Raw genomic sequence first — 19,423 nt, 5'->3', positions numbered from 1 at the left:
CGCTGCCATTGGCAGCGTTTTTTTGTGTTCAACTCAGTAAATCTTTACTTAGTTACACGTAAAACCGGAGTCTCACCAACAGTTACAGAACCGGAAAGCTTGTTCAGCTCTTTGATTTCATCCATGTTAGAGATTACAACTGGAGTTAGCGTTGATTTCGCTTTTTCTTCTAGAAGAGCTAGGTCGAATTCAATAACTGTATCGCCAACTTTAACCGCTTGGCCTTCTTCAGCGATGCGCGTGAAGCCTTCGCCTTTTAGCTCAACAGTATCGATACCGAAGTGAACGAAAAGCTCAACACCGTCGTCAGATTCGATCGAAAATGCGTGGTTAGTTTCAAAGATCTTACCGATAGTACCGTTTACAGGAGCTACCATTTTGTTACCTGATGGCTTGATAGCAATACCGTCACCAACGATTTTCTCTGCGAAAACCACATCTGGCACGTCTTCGATGTTCACGATTTCACCAGAAAGTGGTGCGATGATTTCGATTGCACCAGCATCAGCGCTGTCATCAGATACAAGCTTCTTAAGTTTGTCAAACAGACCCATTGTGTCATGCTCCTAAGGTTTGGTTTTATTCTGTTGAATTATAGTATACCAATATAGTCCATTAGACGACTTTTTTCGCCGTCTAATGGTCATTAAGTATTGAATTAATTGGTACTACTGATTACTGAGCTTTCTCGGCAATAAACTTTTCTACGACTGCTTCGATTTCTGCGGCCGTTGGTAGAGAAAGGGCTTTTTCGGCCATTGCCTTCACGTCTGCGAAGTTAGAGTCACGAACCACTTTTTTCACTTTAGGGATAGAGATTCCGCTCATTGAGAACTCGTCCAAACCCATACCTAGAAGTAGCAATGTCGCACGTTCGTCACCTGCGAGTTCACCACACATACCAGTCCACTTACCTTCAGCATGCGAAGCATCAATAACTTGCTTGATTACATTCAGTACCGCTGGTGACAGTGGGTTGTATAGGTGAGAAATCATCTCATTACCACGGTCAACCGCTAGTGTGTACTGAGTTAAGTCGTTCGTACCGATAGAGAAGAAAGAAACTTCTTTTGCTAGGTGGTGCGCGATTGCTGCCGCTGCAGGTGTTTCAACCATTACACCAATCTCGATGTTTTCGTCGAATGCATGACCTTCAGCACGTAGCTCCTCTTTGTATTCTTCGATGGCTTTTTTAAGCTCACGAATTTCTTCAACAGAGATGATCATTGGGAACATGATGCGTAGCTGACCGTGCGCAGAAGCGCGTAGGATACCACGTAGCTGATCACGAAGGATTTCACGACGATCTAAACTAATGCGTATAGCACGCCAGCCTAGGAATGGGTTCATTTCTTTTGGCAGGTCCATGTACGGAAGATCTTTGTCTCCGCCGATATCCATAGTACGGATGATGACAGCTTGCCCTTCCATTGCTTCAGCAACTTCTTTGTAAGCTTGGTATTGCTCTTCTTCTGTTGGAAGTGCATCACGGTCCATGAAAAGGAACTCGGTACGATACAGACCAACACCTTCACCACCGTTACGGATGATACCGTTACAGTCTTTCACTGTACCGATATTACCGCACACTTCTACACGATGACCGTCAGTGGTTTCTGCGTGTAAGTCTTTTAGTTTTGCTAGCTCTTCTTTTTCAGCGAGGAATTCCGCTTTAACGGCTTTCGCTTCTTCAAGTTCAGCTTCTGAAGGGTTAATAACGACCTTATTATTCATCGCATCAAGAATCAGCATATCGCCGTTCTTCACTTTCTTAGTGATGTCGTTAGTGCCAACGATAGCTGGAAGCTCAAGCGAGCGAGCCATGATAGACGTGTGAGAAGTACGACCGCCGATGTCACAAGCGAAACCCAGTACGTAGTCTAGGTTGATTTGCGCAGTTTCAGATGGGGTTAGGTCGTAAGCCACTAGGATAACTTCTTCACTGATGTCGCTTAGAGAGACAATATTGATGCCTAGTGCGTTTTTCACAAAACGAGAGCCGATATCACGGATATCTGTTGCTCGTTCTTTAAGGTATTCGTCGTCTAGTGATTCAAGAGCTTTTGCTTGCTCTTCGATAACTGAGTAGATTGCCTGATCCGCAGTCATCTTATCGTTTTTTATAAGTGCTAGGATTTCCTCTTCTAGCTCTTCGTCTTCAAGAAGCATGATATGACCTTCAAAGATCGCTTCTTTCTCTTCACCAAACGTTTCAAGCGCTTTTTGCTTGATTGTTTCTAGTTGAGCTGCAGATTTATCACGAGCGTCAAAGAAACTCTGAACTTCAGTTTCTACTTGATCGTCAGAAATAGTGTGTGTGTTTAGGACAATTTCATCTTCTTGAAGTAGTAATGCTTTACCGATTGCAATACCAGGAGATGCTAGGATGCCTGAAATCATAGCCTTACCTTAAGTTTGGTCAACTTTATAAAACGGGAGAATAATGGGTGCGCTAACGAATAGTTTTAGCTTAGTTTTGAGCTTATTTCCAATGAAGCCATTTTGCTTTCACAAAATGGCTTCTGAAATAGGAGACCGAGTTAGTGTAGTTGGTCCATTAGAGCAACTAGGTGATCAACGGCTTGCTGAGCTTGTGGGCCCTCAGCAGAAATAGTGACTTGAGTCCCTTTTACTAGGCCTAATGTTTGTAGTTTGAATAGGCTCTTCGCGCTAGCATTTTTACCATTAGAAGTCACAGTGATGTCTGCGTCGAATGCTTTTGCTTCTTTAACAAACTGTGCAGCTGGACGAGTATGAAGACCGTTTTCTGCTGTGATTTCTACTTGCTTCTCGTACATGTGATATACCCCAATAAATGTATTTTTTTGTTAGTAGTGACTAGATTTAGCTTAACTGCTTTATATCTTGTGCGCTAGCACGGGAGAGTTCAAAGCGAGTCAGTTCTGATACTAGTCAAAAGTTTGGTAACAACGCAACTGTTAGCTAGCGCCATTACTTTAAAACTTTTTTTGTTTCGCTTCTTTATTTTGAAGCTAAAAATAAAACACCCTGATATTACCAAAGGTTGGGCAGGGATCAACAAAAAAGCCCCGTTCAGGGGCTTTTTTAAACGAAAAATTGATTTGGACACATATTATTGTTGGTTCTCTTTTTCGGTAAAGATACCTGCAAATAGTGCTGTACTGAGGTAACGTTCCCCTGAACTTGGCAGAATTGTAACAATGGTTTTCCCTTCAAATTCAGGGAGTTCTGCAAGTCGGTTGGCTGCAACAACAGCCGCACCTGATGAGATGCCGGCTAGGATACCTTCTTCTTCCATTAGGCGTCGAGCCATCTCAATCGCTTCTTCTGAGGTGACTTGTTCAACGCGGTCAATAATGTCTAAATCGAGGTTACCTGGAATGAAACCAGCGCCGATACCTTGGATTTTGTGCGGAGCAGGTTGGATTTCTTCGCCAGCAAGTGCTTGTGCAATCACTGGAGACTCTGCTGGCTCAACTGCGACAGAAGTGATGGCTTTGCCTTTTTCACCTTTGATGTAACGGCTTGTACCTGTGATAGTACCGCCCGTACCGACACCAGCAACGAATACGTCGATTTCACCGTCTGTCGCTGCCCAAATCTCAGGGCCCGTTGTCTTTTCGTGAATTTCTGGGTTAGCAGGGTTGTCAAATTGCTGAAGAAGTAGGTACTTCTTAGGGTTGCTAGCGACAATTTCTTCCGCTTTAGCAATCGCGCCTTTCATGCCTTTCGCTGCTTCAGTCAGTTCAAGGTTAGCACCTAGTGCTTTAAGTAACTTACGACGCTCTAGACTCATTGATTCAGGCATGGTCAAGGTCAGCTTGTAACCGCGAGCGGCCGCTACGAACGCTAATGCCACACCTGTGTTACCACTGGTAGGCTCTACAAGCTCTACACCTGGCTTAAGAAGGCCCGCTTTCTCTGCTTCCCAAATCATGTTTGCACCGATACGGCACTTAACACTAAAGCTAGGGTTACGCGCTTCAATTTTCGCGAGAACTTTACCTTTGCTCACTTTGTTTAGGCGAACGATAGGTGTGTTACCAATAGTAAGAGAGTTATCTTCGTAGATTTTGCTCATAGTTATGTTCCTTCATTACACGTTGTGTGAATATGGATAGAAGAATATGCGGTATGAAAAAAAGGGAAAAGGATTAAAAAGTTATATCTTATTAGGTTGACCCAGATCTCGATAAAAGAAAAGGGAAAAGCTTGCGCTGATCCCTTTGCGTAATCACTAGTAGGTTATCGCTGGTGCTTAAATTCCGCTACCCACATTGCGGTTGCACCGCATATTGCTACGGGCATCACGATAAGGTTCAATATTGGAATCGTTGTAAAAACGGATACCAACACACCAAAGCTATATGCTTTACCTTGCTTTTGTTTCAATTTGTAACGCATGTCATTGAATGAGATTTTGTGGTTATCAAATGGATAGTCGCAGTACTGAATCGCTAACATCCAAGCCGTGAAAATAAACCACAAAAATGGGCCGACCGTTTGTCCCAGAGCTGGGATGAGTAATAGCAAGAACAAGCCAATCGCTTTAGGCAGTACGTACAGCAGCTTTCTCCATTCTCGACTTAAAACACGAGGAACATCTTTAATGACTGCGGTGAAACCATCATCATTCACTTTTTCCCCTGTCAGGCTCTCTTCCACTTTTTCTGCCAATAGACCATTAAACGGTGCGGCGATGAAGTTAGCGAGTGTGCTGAAGAAATAGGAAAAGGTGGCAAGGATGGTCAAGGCGAGTAAAGGCCATAGAATATAGGTCAGCCAAGATAAAAAATCGGGTAGTTGTCCAATCCAGTCTTCAATCCAAATGTTAAGGTTTGAAAACAGATAGAAGAGCGCACCACCCACGAGCAAAATATTTGCAAGTAAAGGTAACACGACAAAGCGTCTTATCTTGGGGGCAAGTGCTAATTGTATTCCGTATAGGAAGTAACCAAACCCGGTTCTTTGTTGATTATTTAGCTTCATGTCTTTATTTGCTTCGTGTGAATGGCAACTCATTGTACCTGTGAGGATTTTTCTTTCAATGTCCTGACAAATGAGGTGCTGTTAAGTGGAATCGTGGCAAGAATCACAACAAAAAATGGAACTTCTTGCATTAAGTTGTTCTAAATCTACATATAGTTTTGGTAAAGTAAACGCATCATTCAGATTTTTTGCACTTGGGTTGCTGCTCAAGAACTACGAGTAGTAAAAACAAGTATATTGAGAGTAAATAATGCAGGAATTGCGATTCGTACTCATTGTTGTTGGCGCATTAGCCATCGCGGCATTACTGTTTCATGGTTTATGGAGCAGTAAAAAAGAAGGCAAAGCAAAATTTGGTAACAAGCCGCTTGGTAAGCTGGATGTTGATCAAGGAGACAAAAACGACGTTGCCGATAAAGCACGAAACTTTGCTTCGGCTCCTGAGGATGACTTTGAGATCATTCGTAAAGATCGCAAAGAACCGGATTTTTGGGGGGAGAACGCGTTCGACAATAAGTTCGAGTCCGACCCTTTGTTTGACGGTATACCAGAAGTAAAACCCTCAAAGCGAGAACCAGAAGATATCCCTCCTTTTGTCGCTACCAAAGATAATGAAGAGGAAGTCGAGTCTGTTACTCAAGCCCCATTGGTTGAAGAACCATCTCAGCCACAACATGTGAAGGAAGAGACGATTCCATCAGCGTTTGATATAGCGGATCAAGAACAAAAAACAGAAGCGGCTAGAGAACCTGATGTGGCAGAACCTCAACAAGAGTCAAAGCCAGAACCTGAAATGCAAGTGATTGTATTGAACGTTCATTGTGCCGGTGAAGAGCCATTTGTCGGCACAGACCTATTTGAAAGTATGCAGCAAAATGGCCTAATTTATGGTGAGATGAATATCTTCCATCGACATGTTGACCTATCTGGCAACGGCAAAGTGCTATTTAGCGTTGCTAATATGATGCACCCTGGTACGTTTGAGCATGCTGATCCTGCTGAGTTTACAACGAAGGGTATTTCATTCTTCATGACATTGCCTTGTTATGGCGAGGCTGAACAGAACTTCAACTTAATGCTCCGAACAGCGCAGCAAATTGCTGATGACTTAGGTGGTAACGTACTTGATGACCAGCGCAACTTAATGACGCCCGATCGTTTAGCGTCTTATCGACGTCAAATAGTTGAGTTTAATGCCGCTAACGCATAATCTTAACAGCAAATAATAATAGGGCTCCGGATGGGGCCCTTTTTCTTGGATTTCCCAACCTCACCGATTGAAAATACACGGGGCTTTACTATGTCTGAATCAGTACTTCAGCGACTAGAAGAACTAAAAGAGTCGTTGCATTACCACGCTGTGCGTTACTACGTGGAAGATAATCCAGAGATCCCTGATGCCGAGTACGACCGCTTAATGCGAGAGCTCCTGGATATTGAAGCTGAGAACCCTGATTTAATTACCGTAGATTCACCAAGTCAACGTGTCGGTGGACAACCTCTCTCTGCGTTTAGCCAAGTGACACATGAAGTACCGATGCTTTCGCTTGATAATGCGTTTGATGACAGCGAACTTGATAGTTTCCACAAACGAGCACAAGAGCGTGTAGGCACTCAAAGCGTTAAGCAATATTGTTGTGAGCCGAAATTGGATGGGTTAGCCGTGAGCTTGCTGTATGAGAACGGTGTGTTAGTTCAGGCGGCAACACGAGGCGATGGCACTACTGGCGAGAACATCACAGAAAACGTGCGTACGATTAAAGCCATTCCTTTAAAACTCAGAGGTAATGACTGGCCAAATCGTCTTGAAGTTCGTGGTGAAGTCTTTATGCCGAAAGCAGGGTTTGAAAAGCTAAATGAATTAGCAAGGAAGAAAGGCGAAAAAATCTTTGTTAACCCACGTAACGCTGCGGCTGGTAGCTTACGACAATTGGATTCACGTATTACGGCTTCTCGTCCGCTTAGCTTTTATGCATACAGTGTAGGTGTGGTGCAAGGCGCAGAATTAGCGGCGAGTCACTACGAACGCTTCTTGCAAATCAAATCTTGGGGGCTGCCGATGTGCCCGGAGACCAAGCGAGTCGAAAGTTTGGCTGACGTAAAAGCCTATTACCAAGATATCTTGCAGCGTCGTGATGCCCTTCCTTATGAAATTGATGGTGTCGTCATTAAAATTGATGATATTGCCGTGCAAGAGCGACTTGGCTTTGTTGCTCGCGCTCCACGCTGGGCGATTGCTTACAAATTTCCCGCTCAGGAAGAAATGACGACACTGAATGAGGTGGAATTCCAAGTCGGTCGTACTGGTGCGATTACGCCTGTTGCTAAACTGGAGCCTGTATTTGTTGGCGGGGTAACGGTAAGTAATGCGACGCTTCATAACGCAGACGAGATAGAACGTCTGCAAGTTAAGATCGGTGACCAAGTCGTCATTCGTCGTGCTGGCGACGTTATCCCTCAGGTGGTGTCTGTTATTAAAGAACGTCGACCAGAAACGGTGCGAGACATTGTTTTCCCATGCCAATGCCCGGTTTGTGGCTCTCACGTTGAACGTATTGAAGGGGAAGCCGTGACTCGCTGTACCGGCGGTTTGGTCTGCCAAGCTCAGCGAAAGCAAGCCCTCAAGCACTTTGTATCTCGTAAAGCATTAGACGTTGATGGTTTAGGTGATAAGGTTATCGAGCAGCTCGTCGACCGTGAAATGGTGAAAACACCAGCTGACTTATTCAAGTTATCGGCTGGTATTTTAACAGTGTTGGACCGTATGGGGCCTAAGTCTGCGCAGAACATTGTGAATGCGTTAGAAAAATCCAAAGAAACAACATTGCCTCGCTTTTTGTATTCTCTTGGGATTCGTGAAGTTGGCGAGACAACCGCCGCAAACCTAGCAAGGCACTTTAAAAGCTTAGAAGCGATTCAAAATGCAACGAAAGAGCAGTTGGTTGAGGTGCAAGATATTGGTGTGATAGTGGCTCAACATATCACGACATTCTTTAGCGAAGAGCAAAACCAAACGGTAGTTCAAGACTTACTCGAGCAAGGCATTCATTGGCCTGAAATTAGCGCGGCCGAACCAGTGGGTGAATTACCATTAGCAGGTAAGACGGTGGTACTAACGGGAACACTTTCTCAATTAGGTCGTACTGAAGCTAAAGAAGCACTCCAAGCTTTAGGCGCGAAAGTCACAGGCAGTGTCTCTAAGAAAACGGATATATTGTTTGCTGGTACAAGCGCGGGCTCTAAATTAACAAAAGCGCAAGAACTTGGTGTTGAGATTAAAACGGAGCAAGATTTAATCGAATTAATGAATTAATCCATATCAAAAAAAGTAAAAAATAACTAAAAGCCCCACAAGGTATGCCTGTGGGGCTTTTTCTTGCGCATAATTAAGTCGTTTTTTTCCATCTATCTTAGAGTTTTAATCATTTCAATGATCAAAACCTATCCTTGAGTTATTCAAAGGGTTTTATCTTCTATTTTGCGACTTGCTTCATCTATAGTTTGTGCGTTTAAAGGTAACGTTTTGATATTGATAGGTTTATATAACTGCTAGGTAACATTGTTAAAAGTAAGATCTGGATCAACAACTTAGATGGAACTTTGGTGTGGCTCATATTTTTTTAGAAAAAAAATAAGTTCCATTTGGTTTTTTTTAGGTGCGAAGTTAGTCTTGTGCTCGTGGGTACACATTGTGTATGCAGTAACAAAAAAGAACCGAATTAATAATAATGAGGTTTGTTTAGGAATTGACTTCTCTCCTTCGGCGGCCAACTAAAGGCGAGATAGAAATTACAGCTATATCCATTTTTAGGAGTTTTTCCATGGACAAAATGATCAAACGTACTCTTTTAGGTGCAGCTATTGCTAGTGTAGCTGCTGCAGGGTCGGCAAACGCAGCAGTTCAACTTGCTGGTGAGAACTTTGAAATTTACGGCACAGCGGCTGCCTACAACATGTTTATTACAAACGATGCTGATGGTAAAGATTCAACAAATACCGTTGGTATTGAATCAAAAATCGGCTTTAAAGGTAAACACGTTTATGAAGACTTTGGCGCTGATTTCTTGTGGCAAATCGAATCTGGTTGGGCATCTCATGACGATTCATCTTGGGCTTCAGACCGTGGTATTTTAGGTGGTCGTGACACCTTTATTGGTCTAGGTTTTGATGCGGGTAATCTAAAAATTGGTCGTATGACGCACGCCGCTTACGACATCGTTGACTGGCCACACTCAAACCCAGGTCTGGGTAACGTGTTCGACTGGAATAACGACTTGGGGGCAGGCTTCCAAGACCGTGCAGATAACATGATTCGCTTTGAATCTGCTGCGATGGGTCCAGTAAAAGTTAATGTGACAGCTTCTGGTATGGAAAGCTCAACGTCTGACATTATCTTGTCAGGTGCGGTTTACTTCACGCAAGATATGTTTGGTTTACATGCTGGTTACTACAACCGCGGTGAAGCAGAAGATAAATCGTTTGCCGATCACTCTTATGCCATCGTCGGTGGTAACCTGTACCTCGATAAGTTAACACTATCTGCTGCATACAAAATGATGGAGTATGATGGTAATGATCAAAACGCGATTTCAGCAACTGCGCAGTATATGTTTACTGATAAATTCCTAGCGAAATTAGGTTACGCATCAACTGATGAAGCTGATGGCACAAAAGATACTGATGACCAAGCGATTACTGCTCGTCTAGGTTACTTGCTACCAAGCACTTACCTTTACGTGGACGTACGCAGCTACGACTTCAATGCTGATGATGACTCTGCCGATAATACTCGTCTACTCATCGGTGCTGAGTACTACTTCTAAGCTAGGTTTTTATGACCTTTCTATTATAATGCGAGCACCTTTGGTGCTCGCATTTTCTTAAAGAGGATTAAATAGTGAAATTATTGAAAAAAACAATTGCGATAACAGCGATGATGGCATCATTTAGTTCTTTTGCTGCTGTGAACGTTGAATTCGATGTGGCGATTGAGCCGTTACTGGTGAACGGTGAAGAAGTGAGTTCGCTTGTTTCTCAGATGACCCAAGTTGAATTGCCTAATGGGGCCAACCAACTGGTAGTGAGAGTCTCAAAGCTGATCAGAAAGAATGGCGTATACACAAAATTCAAGTCAGAGCCTGTCGCTGTTACTTTGGACGCATCAGATACCACAGTGATTATTGAGCCGGGCAAGCATATTAACTCCGTGCAGGAAGTGGGTGACTTTGAAAAAAATCCAACGCTGAATATTCTAAATAAAGCCGGAGAAGCAGTGGAAGTACACTCAGGGATCTTGCAACGAGGAAAAGGGTTAGTGCGAGATTACGCAGAGGAACTTGCTGCTTACAACATGGACAACGATTACACATTTTCATTCAAAGGGAAGGAGTCTGTAGCTAGTTCTAACAGCTCCGAAGCAGAGATTTCAAATACAAAAGATGAGGCTTCAATTGTCGTTACGGAAAAAAAACGTGATAACAACCCTGAAAAAGTGACCATATCTTTGCGCGAAACTATACAAGTAGAAAGCTTGAAAGGACAATTTAAGAGTTTGTCGCCAACAGAAAAAAAAGAGTTTCTTAGGTGGGCGATAATGCAGTAGCTCGTCATTAATAATTAAACCAGTGAGCATGCTCACTGGTTCTATATTAAATTGATGATGTTATGTTAGGCAATACCAACGATGTTGCTAGTGTTTCCCACCAACTAATTTACAATAACCAATTGGCACATACATTACCGAACCATCAGGATAAACGCATTCAACATTATTACCTGTACCAGCACCTTGAGAACCGGCCATTTGAGCCGTAGCGCTGAAAGCTAATACAGACGCTAAAGTCGCTAAAAGAAAAACTTTCATTTTTGTTCCTCCACTTACCTGTTACCTAAAAAATATAATGTCCTAAAAATATAAGCATTTAATTTATTTAAATGCCATGTATTAAGTATGTATAGGGACTTAAAAAGATCAAAAAATAATTCAATAGTATTTTATTTTTTAAAATTAAATTAGAAAGTATTTTTTAGTTCAATACGTTTCTATCTTATTGATTATGATATTTAGATAAAGAGATTATTGATATTTAAGGAGAGGATATTAATAATATTATGTTACTTAATTATTGTTGGATTTTAAATAAAGCAATGAAATTAAAGAGGTTGTTTAGATAAGTAGCAATGGAGCCGAGTTCGCTCCATTATTTTTGCATAATTTAATCAGACTCTGGTTCAATTATTAAAATTATGCCATCTACAGCAGTGATTTTTACGCGTGTGCCTGCTGGAAGTGCTCGCTCCGATTGTGCAGACCAAGTGGTATCGGCAACCTGAATTCGATTGAGTCCGATATTAAAGTCTTCTTCTATGGTGATAGTACGCCCTATGAGCTGCTTATATTTTTGGTTTAAGTCTCGCTCTTGATCTTCTTGTTTGTCTTTTGACCATTGTCGACGCCACCATAGCCAAGTTGTGATTAGGCTGAAAGTGGCAAAACATAGCCATTGCAATTGCCAACTCATAGGAAGAACGGTAAGCAGAGCCCCGACAATAAGGGCTGAGAGACCGAGCCAAAGAAAGTAACCTGCCGTGCCGAGCAACTCTACAGCCAGAAGGGCAAAACCGAATGCTAGCCAATGCCAGAAAGAGACACCTTCCAGTAAACTAAAAAAGTTCATAAGCTATTCTTTATTTTGTGGTTTAAACATCTCAGCAATACCAGCAACCGATCCCATTAGTCCAGTTGCTTCTAACGGTAACATGATGATCTTACCATTTTCAGCTTGACCGATACTCTTGATCGCTTCGGTATAACCTTGTGCGATAAAGTAATTTACGGCTTGCATGTCACCTTTTGCAATCGCTTCTGAGACCATATAAGTGGCTTTCGCTTCTGCTTGCGCTGCACGTTCACGAGCTTCAGCATGGAGAATCGCAGACTGCTTCTCCCCTTCTGCTTTCAGAATATCCGATTGTTTATGACCTTCTGCTTTTAGGATCTCCGCTTGGCGAACCCCTTCAGCTTCAAGGATTTCAGCTCGCTTATTACGCTCTGCCTTCATTTGTGCATTCATCGCTGCAGTCAGATCTGCTGGTGGTTGGACATCTTTAATTTCAATTCTCGTGACTTTTACGCCCCACGGATTTGTTGCTTGGTCGACGATAACAAGTAGCTTTGAGTTGATCATATCGCGTTGGCTCAGCATTTCATCCAGTTCCATTGAGCCTAATACGGTACGGATATTCGTGAGCGTCAGGTTTCTTATCGCATGCTCGAGGTCATTAACCTCATAAGCGGCTTTTGCGGCGTCAACGGCTTGGACAAAACACACCGCATCAATGACCACATTTGCGTTGTCTTTACTGATTACCTCTTGTGCAGGTATATCTAATACACGTTCCATCATGTTGATTTTATGACCGATTCGATCAATGAATGGAATAATCAAGTTTAGTCCTGGCTTAAGCGTAAGGGTGTAGCGGCCAAAACGTTCCACTGTCCAGTTATTTCCTTGAGGAACGGTTTTTATTGCGGAAGCAAGAATGACAACGGCAAGAACGACAAAAATACCGATGGTAATCAGTGAATCAATAGGCATGAGTTATTCCCTTAAGTGCATAATGTCGGATTCATTTTTACCTATTTATAGACAATAGACAATTGAAGTTCTGAGAACCTTAAGAGGTTATTGGGTTTTTATATCACAAAGGCCGGAATATCCGGCCTTTAATTGAAGTTTTCGCTTTTCAGCAAGTTAGTACAGAATCGAATATAGCTGACGGCGATATTTGCTTGCTAACGCGTTGCCTTGACCTAGTGCGCTGAGAATATCCATAAAAGTCTTCTTCACTTCACCGTCTTGGGCTCCCAAGTCTTTTTTAAGAATATTCCAAAGTAGATCTAGCGCTTCTTCATCACGACCCACTTGGTTATATTGTACGGCAAGTTCACAAGCGAGTGCGAAGTTTTCCATATTTGCAGCATAGGTTTGCTCCAGTCGCTGCAATTCAGGGCTATCCGCGGCCTGTAAGTGCAGTTCGAGCTTTGCGATTAGGCTCTTGTAGTAGTTATCTTGGTATTCAAGTGAGATAGAGCCTAATAGCTCTTGGGCAACATCAAATTGTTTGGTTTCTAACAAACAATCTGCCATGGCTAATTTTACATCACCACGCTCTTGCAGCTCTTGTGGCAGAGTATGGATAATACTCAATGCTTGGGCATGTTCACCTTGCTGAAGAAGCTCGCTAACCTGCTTTAGCAGTTGTTCATCCGGGCTTGGTAAGTGTTTTTGCAACATAGTCGCAATGGCGTCAATAGGCTGAGGACCACCTAAACCATCAACGGCTTGGCCATTGACAAATAAAGCGATAGTTGGAAGTACTTGTACGCCAAACTGGGAAGCTAAGGCTGGTTGATCTTCACAGTTAAGTAAAGCAAGCGTAAATGCTCCGTTGTATTGTTGAGCCAGAGATTGTAACTCAGGGAGTACCTGTACGCTTTCTGGTTGAGTATTTGCCCAAAAGTGGATCAAAACAGGGGTGTTCATTGATCCTTCAAGTGTTTCGCGAAAGTTCTGTTCTGTTATCTCAACGATAAATGGGGATTGCATCAGAGTATCCTTGCTTTGTGTCTTGTCGTTGATTGTAGATATGGAGTTGATTTATGAGAAATTCAAGCAGTAGAAAAGAAAAACGCGACCTAAGCAGCGCTGTCCTTATAGCGCGCGAAGCTGCTATAAAAGTATAAAGCGTTCTCGAGGTGAATGGTGTGGTATCAAAATAGGATGAACATGGCCAACACTACACCCACACTAAGCCAGTTAAGCTGATTCAATGTCATTGTTGTCTCGCATTAGTACAAAACATAATGGGTGGCGATACCAAATCTAGTCAAAGTTAAGTACTCAATTCGTATTATTGAGTGCAGAATTTTGTCTAGGAATTGATTCGTTTGGTTGAGGCTTTTTAACCTTCATGCTCATAATGACATCACATTATTACGCTAAAATTACATGACGACAAAAATCAAGCGACTCGCTGCAAAATTTTATCAAGTGTGCGGGTTGGTAACACTCGTTTGAGTACCGAAAACAGTTTGGTTGGCATTGTAATACGATAACGAATTTTAGGAGAAGAGCTGGTTAATGCATGAAGAACCGGTTCGATACAGGCTGATGCGGGTAAAACAAACTTATTATTAGACTTATCGTTATCCAAACGTTTTTTTTGTCCTTCATAAGCGAGACGGTGCGGGCTGGATCCAACATCAATCCACTGTTCGAATGCTTTTAATGCATTGCTTCTAAATCGGGTCTCAATTGGACCTGGCTCTATCAATGCTACTTTGATGTTGGTATCGGCGAGTTCTAAGCGCAGTGTATCTGTCCAGCCTTCTAGTGCGAATTTCGATGCATTGTAGGCCCCTCGATATTTCATTGCAGCAAAGCCAAGCACGGAACTATTTTGGATAATACGTCCTTCGCCTTGTGAACGCATATGGGGGAGGACTTCCTGAACCAGTTGATGCCAACCAAAAAAGTTGGTTTGGAACTGGGCTTTTAAAGCCTCGGTCGGTAAATCTTCAAGGGCACCTGGTTGACCGTATGCGCCATTATTAAATAGTGCGTAAAGCTTACCGTTGGCTATTTTCAGGGCTTGTTCGGCACCAATACTGATGCTGTGGGGGTCATTGAGATCCAATTGGATACAGTTCAATCCTTCAGTTTGGAGCCGTTCCACGTCATGTTTATGCCGGCAAGATGCAATCACATGAAAGCCTTTCTTGTTCAGAGCATGCGCGCAGACATAACCAATTCCAGTGGAGCAACCAGTGATAAGAATCGACTTTTTCATAAATTTAGCTCACAGAAACGATGAATGAACCTCATCATTCATCAGCTTCGCTCTTGAAGCAAGTGCTTGAGTGCAGGCTCTATTCTGGAGTAGCTAAATTTAAAACCAAGTTCTGTAAGTTTTTTGGGTTTGGCTCTCATGCTATCGAATAATAAGCAGGCAGATTCACCCATTGCGATTTCCATGACCCACTTCGGTGTGAAGAGAATGTGCGGCCGCTTTAGGGTTTTAGCGAGAGTGCTGCTGAAAATCCGGTTAGTGACGGGATGAGGTGCGCACATATTGAACGCACCGTGTGCATGAGAAGTTTCAAGCAGATACATGATGGCGCGAACCATATCGAGGATGTGGATCCAAGGCATATATTGATTGCCGTTTCCCAGTGGTCCGCCGACCCCAAGTTTATAAGGCAATAACATTTTCGCTAAAGCCCCGCCATGCTCTCCCAGCACCACGCCAGTTCGTAAAAAGCACACACGAGTCTGTTCTGACTTGGCTCTTTTGGCAATATGTTCCCATTGTGCGCAAACCATGTGCGGGAATTCATCACTGTTTACTTTGAGGCATTCGTCGAAAGGATGTTCTTGTTGATCGCCATAGTAACCAACAGCGGAACCGCTAATAAACACGGAAGGAGGTTCGGTGCTCGCGTGGATCAATTCAACGATTTTCTCGGTAATTTCCCAGCGGCTTTTGCAGATTTTCTCTTTTTGTTGGCGGGTCCATCTTTTGTCTGCGATAGGCTCACCCGCAAGGTTAATCACGGCGTCAATATGATTGAGATCGGCCAGGCGATCAAGAGAATCAAGGTATTCAATATTACCAAGATCAGTGTGTTGTAAGTGTTGTCTTGCGCGCTCAGGAGAGCGTGTGAGGAGCACCACTTGGTGTGTGGTGAGTAGCTTAAGCAACTCTGAGCCAATAAACCCAGTTCCACCTGTTAGTAATATTTTCATGGCATCTCTTTGAATGTACAACTATTACGACATTATAGTCGTTTTGTGCTTGGCTGATCATCTCTGCGCTTCTTATTTTGTTGATTCGCACGAAGCCGTAAAGCGCACTATCTACTTCACATATTGAAAAAATGTAACTAAATGTTATTAGTGGAATGGGCTTGTTCACGGTAGGGGAAATGAATTTATGCCAAACTGAAAGAATCGCCAATGGAGCTGATATGGATAACAACAAACACGGCCAGCAAGGAGGACCAGTATGGAAGCATTTATCGCTCTCTTTAGAGCGCTGATGAATAGTACTCGAGACCTGCTACCTATTGTTATCGTCATCACTTTTTTTCAATTAGTTGTATTGCAAGAACCTCTTCCTCATCTTGCTTCCATTCTTTTTGGCTTATTGTTTGTCGTTCTGGGGCTTACCTTTTTTATTTTTGGTTTAGAGCTTGGCCTTTTTCCTATTGGAGAAAGCATGGCACAAGCGTTCGCGAAAAAGGGCAGTGTATTTTGGTTGTTGGTGTTCGCATTTTGTTTGGGATTTGGCACGACGATAGCTGAGCCGGCTTTAACCGCTGTTGCGGAAGAGGCCTCTGAGGTGGCTGCTGAAGGAGGGATGATCGCAAATTCAGAGCAGGCCATACAGGAATATGGTTTAGGCCTACGCGTGACCGTCGCGCTTTCGGTGGGGATTGCCATTGTTGTTGGAGTGCTGCGCATTTTAAAAGGATGGCCGATTCACTACATGATTATTGGAGGTTATGTGGGCGTCGTTGCATTAACGTGGTTTGCGCCTGAGTCGATAATTGGGATCGCTTATGACTCGGGCGGAGTAACCACATCAACGATTACCGTGCCTTTGGTGACGGCGCTCGGAGTGGGGCTCGCATCCGCAATTAAAGGGCGAAACCCCATGGTGGATGGCTTTGGGTTGATCGCTTTTGCTTCATTATTGCCGATGATGTTTGTCATGGTTTATGGAATGGTCGTGACATGATTTCGTTTGCGCACTTTACTGAGACATTGTTGTCGACGGTTCGTGATGTTATTCCCATTACGACCATTATTTTCGGGTTTCAATTGGCCGTATTACGGCGTCCGGTCAATAACCTCAAAAAGGTATTGTTGGGATTCTTTTATGTCATTTTGGGGTTGTCACTGTTTTTGCTTGGGCTCGAAATGGCGTTATTTCCGCTAGGGGAAACCATGGCGGCTCAGCTTACTGCACCTGATTTTTTACGCGAGTTTAAAGTGTCGGTTGGCCAGAGATTAATATGGGCTGATTACTACTGGGTTTACACTTTTGCCTTTTTTATTGGTTTTAGTACCACTATTGCAGAGCCATCGTTAATTGCGGTTGCAATAAAGGCAAATCAGGTATCGGGTGGCAGTATCAGTATTAATGGCTTACGAGTTGCGGTTGCACTGGGCGTTGCGATTGGCATTTCTCTTGGCAGTTATCGAATCGTCGTGGGAGACCCGATCCATTACTACATTATTGCCGGTTACATTGTGGTCGTGATTCAAACCTTCTATGCGCCTAAATTGATTGTTCCTCTCGCTTATGATTCAGGAGGCGTTACAACTTCTACAGTGACCGTTCCACTTGTGACCGCGCTGGGGTTGGGGCTTGCCTCGACAGTACCAGGGAGAAACCCAATGATAGATGGTTTTGGTCTGATTGCCTTTGCCAGTTTGTTTCCGATTATATCCGTAATGGGGTATGCGCAAATAACCCAGTGGCTGAATAAAGACACCTCGGAGGATGAATGAAATGCGCTTTAAATTGATACTTGCGTTTGTTGAAGACAGCAAAACAGACAAGGTGCTGGATGCGGCTCGCGATGCTGGCGCCACAGGTGCGACCGTTATTAATAATGCTCGCGGACAAGGCTTAAACCAAAAGCGAACTTTTTTTGGTTTAACGTTAGAAGTACAAAAAGATGTGCTGCTATTTGTGGTGGAAGAACATCTTTCACGACATATATTGGAAACCATCAATGAGGTTGGAGAATTTGACCGAGAGTCAGGACAGGGTATTGCGATTCAGATTGATATTGAAGACGCAGTAGGCGTCGCGCACCAAGTCGAGACGTTGACGAAAGTGGTCGAGGATGAGTTATGAGTAATCAAGAAATAGTCAGAGTTCGCGATGTGATGGCGGTTACTTATGTCATGGTCGATGGTTTAATGACGGTTTATGAAGGCATTACGCTCGCCAAAAAATATCAGGTTAAAGCGCTGGTGGTGAAAAAGCGCGATGATAATGATGAATATGGCATTGTCTTGATGAATGATATTGCGAAGAAAGTACTCGCAAATAATCGTTCTTCCCAGCGCACTAATATCTATGAAATTATGACCAAGCCAGCGTTGTGTGTCGCTCCTGATATGAATGTGAAATATTGTGCTCGTCTGTTTGAACGGTTTGGGATTAGCCGTGCTCCTGTCGTTGAAGATGGAGAAGTCATTGGCATGGTCAGTTATAACAATATCGTGATAAATGGCATGGTACGAGAGGAAGAGTATTAGACGGAAGAGATGAATTTATATTTAGAACAATGATGCTTTTGAATGCGGAGAAGAACAGTACGGTGTATGTCTCGTGGTGTTACTCCTGCTTTTAAATGGAATCAGTACGGCTCAGTCGCTGGTTGAGCTGTTGTCAAAAAGCCGTAGAATAGCCTCATACTTTTTGAGGAGACGAAGTCGTGAAACTATTTTTTGCCTCAGATTTGCATGGCTCTTTGCCTGCAACCAAAGAAACCATCGAGTTGTTTCTTGCTTCTGGTGCTGAACACTTAATTCTGTTGGGTGACACACTCAATCACGGACCAAGAAATCCAGTTCCAGAAGGTTACAATCCGCCACAGGTTGCGGAGCTGTTGAACCAGTACAGTGAGAGCATCATTTCCGTACGTGGAAACTGTGATAGTGAAGTCGATCAAATGTTATTGAACTTCCCTATGATGATGGATTACTCATGGGTGCTGCTTGAATCGGGTACGCGAATCTTTTTGACTCACGGCCATTTATACCATTCCACGAAACGACCGCCACTGCGAAAAGGTGATGTTATCGCTCATGGCCATACGCACATACCGGTTGCGGAGAGGCAAGAAGGTGTCGTGATCTTTAATCCAGGCTCAATGACGTTCCCACGTAATGGTTTACCGAGAAGCTTTGGTTTGCTGGATGAAGGGACTCTAACGGTGCAAACCCCAGAAGGTAAAGTACTGGCTCAGACAACCATTTAATTTGGCATAAAGTCGATGCATTTGAAAAAAGAAAGGCAAGGGAGCTGAGTGTTCCCTTGCCTTTCTTTTTATATTGACTGAGTTCAGGTTTTTGCATCTGCATGACCTAAGTCGCGCTCAGGATCAATCATATCTCTTACTCGCTGTTTTAGTACTTTCGCTTCTGGGAATCCGCCGTCTTTTTTCCGCTCCCAAATCTGAATGCCATTACAAACAATCTCAAACCGACCACCTGTATCTGGGTGCAGACTAATGATTTCGATTTCTTCACTAAATGTGTGTAAGAGTTCTTGTGATAACCAAGTTGAACGCAACATCCAGTTGCACTGGCGACAGTAATAAATGTTGATACTCGCTTTTTCCATACCCCTTCCTCTGAGCGACCTCCAG

Annotated in this window: 21 protein-coding genes; 9 read left to right on the top strand and 12 right to left on the bottom strand. The window is 43.3% G+C overall.

Features of this window, described 5'->3' with window-relative positions:
• Positions 1 to 44 precede the first annotated feature (44 nt).
• The 5 genes from crr to cysZ all read right to left on the bottom strand — a co-directional run bounded on the left by crr (position 45) and on the right by cysZ (position 4,971).
• Positions 45 to 554 (bottom strand): PTS glucose transporter subunit IIA, encoded by a 510-nt coding sequence (gene crr, locus ATG66_RS15825; RefSeq protein ID WP_098416226.1) that lies wholly within the window; start codon positions 552 to 554, stop codon positions 45 to 47.
• 121 nt (positions 555 to 675) lie between these two features.
• Positions 676 to 2,400, bottom strand: coding sequence for a phosphoenolpyruvate-protein phosphotransferase PtsI (gene ptsI, locus ATG66_RS15820; protein WP_098416225.1), 1,725 nt, complete (start codon positions 2,398 to 2,400; stop codon positions 676 to 678).
• 140 nt (positions 2,401 to 2,540) lie between these two features.
• A complete protein-coding gene (locus tag ATG66_RS15815) occupies positions 2,541 to 2,798 on the bottom strand; it encodes an HPr family phosphocarrier protein (protein WP_098416224.1) in 258 nt (85 codons plus the stop codon).
• 296 nt (positions 2,799 to 3,094) lie between these two features.
• Entirely contained in the window at positions 3,095 to 4,063 is a 969-nt protein-coding gene (gene cysK, locus ATG66_RS15805; protein ID WP_098416223.1) for a cysteine synthase A, read from the bottom strand.
• 164 nt (positions 4,064 to 4,227) lie between these two features.
• Positions 4,228 to 4,971: a sulfate transporter CysZ gene (gene cysZ, locus ATG66_RS15800; protein ID WP_098416434.1), complete on the bottom strand. Its 744-nt coding sequence runs from the start codon at positions 4,969 to 4,971 to the stop codon at positions 4,228 to 4,230.
• 250 nt (positions 4,972 to 5,221) lie between these two features.
• On the opposite strand from cysZ, the gene zipA reads away from it, so the two are divergent.
• The 4 genes from zipA (at position 5,222) to ATG66_RS15780 (ending at position 10,573) form a co-directional block, all read left to right on the top strand.
• Complete coding sequence (gene zipA / locus ATG66_RS15795) at positions 5,222 to 6,181, top strand: cell division protein ZipA (RefSeq protein WP_098416222.1); 960 nt, start codon at positions 5,222 to 5,224, stop codon at positions 6,179 to 6,181.
• Positions 6,182 to 6,271: 90 nt separating this feature from the next.
• Complete coding sequence (ligA, locus tag ATG66_RS15790; RefSeq protein WP_098416221.1) at positions 6,272 to 8,284, top strand: NAD-dependent DNA ligase LigA; 2,013 nt, start codon at positions 6,272 to 6,274, stop codon at positions 8,282 to 8,284.
• A gap of 508 nt (positions 8,285 to 8,792) precedes the next feature.
• Positions 8,793 to 9,794 carry a porin gene (locus tag ATG66_RS15785; RefSeq protein ID WP_098416220.1) on the top strand — a complete coding sequence of 334 codons (1,002 nt, stop codon included), beginning with the start codon at positions 8,793 to 8,795 and terminating at the stop codon, positions 9,792 to 9,794.
• A gap of 74 nt (positions 9,795 to 9,868) precedes the next feature.
• Positions 9,869 to 10,573, top strand: coding sequence for a DUF2057 family protein (locus tag ATG66_RS15780; protein WP_098416219.1), 705 nt, complete (start codon positions 9,869 to 9,871; stop codon positions 10,571 to 10,573).
• Between the two features lie 87 nt (positions 10,574 to 10,660).
• On the opposite strand, the gene ATG66_RS20875 is transcribed toward ATG66_RS15780, so the two are convergent.
• The 6 genes from ATG66_RS20875 to ATG66_RS15755 form a co-directional block, all read right to left on the bottom strand.
• Positions 10,661 to 10,834, bottom strand: coding sequence for a hypothetical protein (locus ATG66_RS20875; RefSeq protein ID WP_179885702.1), 174 nt, complete (start codon positions 10,832 to 10,834; stop codon positions 10,661 to 10,663).
• A 352-nt stretch (positions 10,835 to 11,186) separates the two neighbouring features.
• A complete protein-coding gene (locus tag ATG66_RS15775; RefSeq protein ID WP_098416218.1) occupies positions 11,187 to 11,648 on the bottom strand; it encodes an NfeD family protein in 462 nt (153 codons plus the stop codon).
• 3 nt (positions 11,649 to 11,651) lie between these two features.
• Positions 11,652 to 12,569: an SPFH domain-containing protein gene (locus ATG66_RS15770; RefSeq protein ID WP_098416217.1), complete on the bottom strand. Its 918-nt coding sequence runs from the start codon at positions 12,567 to 12,569 to the stop codon at positions 11,652 to 11,654.
• Between the two features lie 156 nt (positions 12,570 to 12,725).
• Positions 12,726 to 13,580, bottom strand: coding sequence for a co-chaperone YbbN (locus tag ATG66_RS15765; RefSeq protein ID WP_098416216.1), 855 nt, complete (start codon positions 13,578 to 13,580; stop codon positions 12,726 to 12,728).
• Between the two features lie 415 nt (positions 13,581 to 13,995).
• On the bottom strand, positions 13,996 to 14,823 hold the full coding sequence (locus ATG66_RS15760) for an SDR family oxidoreductase (RefSeq protein ID WP_098416215.1): 828 nt from the start codon (positions 14,821 to 14,823) through the stop codon (positions 13,996 to 13,998).
• 41 nt (positions 14,824 to 14,864) lie between these two features.
• Positions 14,865 to 15,779: a TIGR01777 family oxidoreductase gene (locus ATG66_RS15755; protein ID WP_098416214.1), complete on the bottom strand. Its 915-nt coding sequence runs from the start codon at positions 15,777 to 15,779 to the stop codon at positions 14,865 to 14,867.
• Positions 15,780 to 16,038: 259 nt separating this feature from the next.
• Here ATG66_RS15755 and ATG66_RS15750 point away from each other — a divergent pair, with 259 nt between their 5' ends.
• The 5 genes from ATG66_RS15750 to yfcE all read left to right on the top strand — a co-directional run bounded on the left by ATG66_RS15750 (position 16,039) and on the right by yfcE (position 19,033).
• Positions 16,039 to 16,773, top strand: coding sequence for a DUF1538 domain-containing protein (locus tag ATG66_RS15750; RefSeq protein ID WP_098416213.1), 735 nt, complete (start codon positions 16,039 to 16,041; stop codon positions 16,771 to 16,773).
• Positions 16,770 to 17,549 (top strand): DUF1538 domain-containing protein, encoded by a 780-nt coding sequence (locus ATG66_RS15745; RefSeq protein WP_098416212.1) that lies wholly within the window; start codon positions 16,770 to 16,772, stop codon positions 17,547 to 17,549. Before ATG66_RS15750 ends, ATG66_RS15745 begins: the two co-directional genes overlap by 4 nt.
• A 1-nt stretch (position 17,550) precedes the next feature.
• Positions 17,551 to 17,901, top strand: coding sequence for a P-II family nitrogen regulator (locus tag ATG66_RS15740; protein WP_005382084.1), 351 nt, complete (start codon positions 17,551 to 17,553; stop codon positions 17,899 to 17,901).
• Positions 17,898 to 18,308: a CBS domain-containing protein gene (locus ATG66_RS15735; protein WP_098416211.1), complete on the top strand. Its 411-nt coding sequence runs from the start codon at positions 17,898 to 17,900 to the stop codon at positions 18,306 to 18,308. Before ATG66_RS15740 ends, ATG66_RS15735 begins: the two co-directional genes overlap by 4 nt.
• 179 nt (positions 18,309 to 18,487) lie before the next feature.
• Complete coding sequence (yfcE, locus tag ATG66_RS15730) at positions 18,488 to 19,033, top strand: phosphodiesterase (protein WP_098416210.1); 546 nt, start codon at positions 18,488 to 18,490, stop codon at positions 19,031 to 19,033.
• A gap of 83 nt (positions 19,034 to 19,116) precedes the next feature.
• On the opposite strand, the gene ATG66_RS15725 is transcribed toward yfcE, so the two are convergent.
• Positions 19,117 to 19,398 carry a SelT/SelW/SelH family protein gene (locus ATG66_RS15725; protein ID WP_098416209.1) on the bottom strand — a complete coding sequence of 94 codons (282 nt, stop codon included), beginning with the start codon at positions 19,396 to 19,398 and terminating at the stop codon, positions 19,117 to 19,119.
• Positions 19,399 to 19,423: the final 25 nt, after the last annotated feature.

Source organism: Vibrio sp. ES.051 (genome assembly GCF_002563795.1).
Classification (GTDB): domain Bacteria; phylum Pseudomonadota; class Gammaproteobacteria; order Enterobacterales; family Vibrionaceae; genus Vibrio.
Note: the sequence above shows the minus strand (reverse complement) of the source record. Positions and strands in the feature narration are given on the sequence as shown.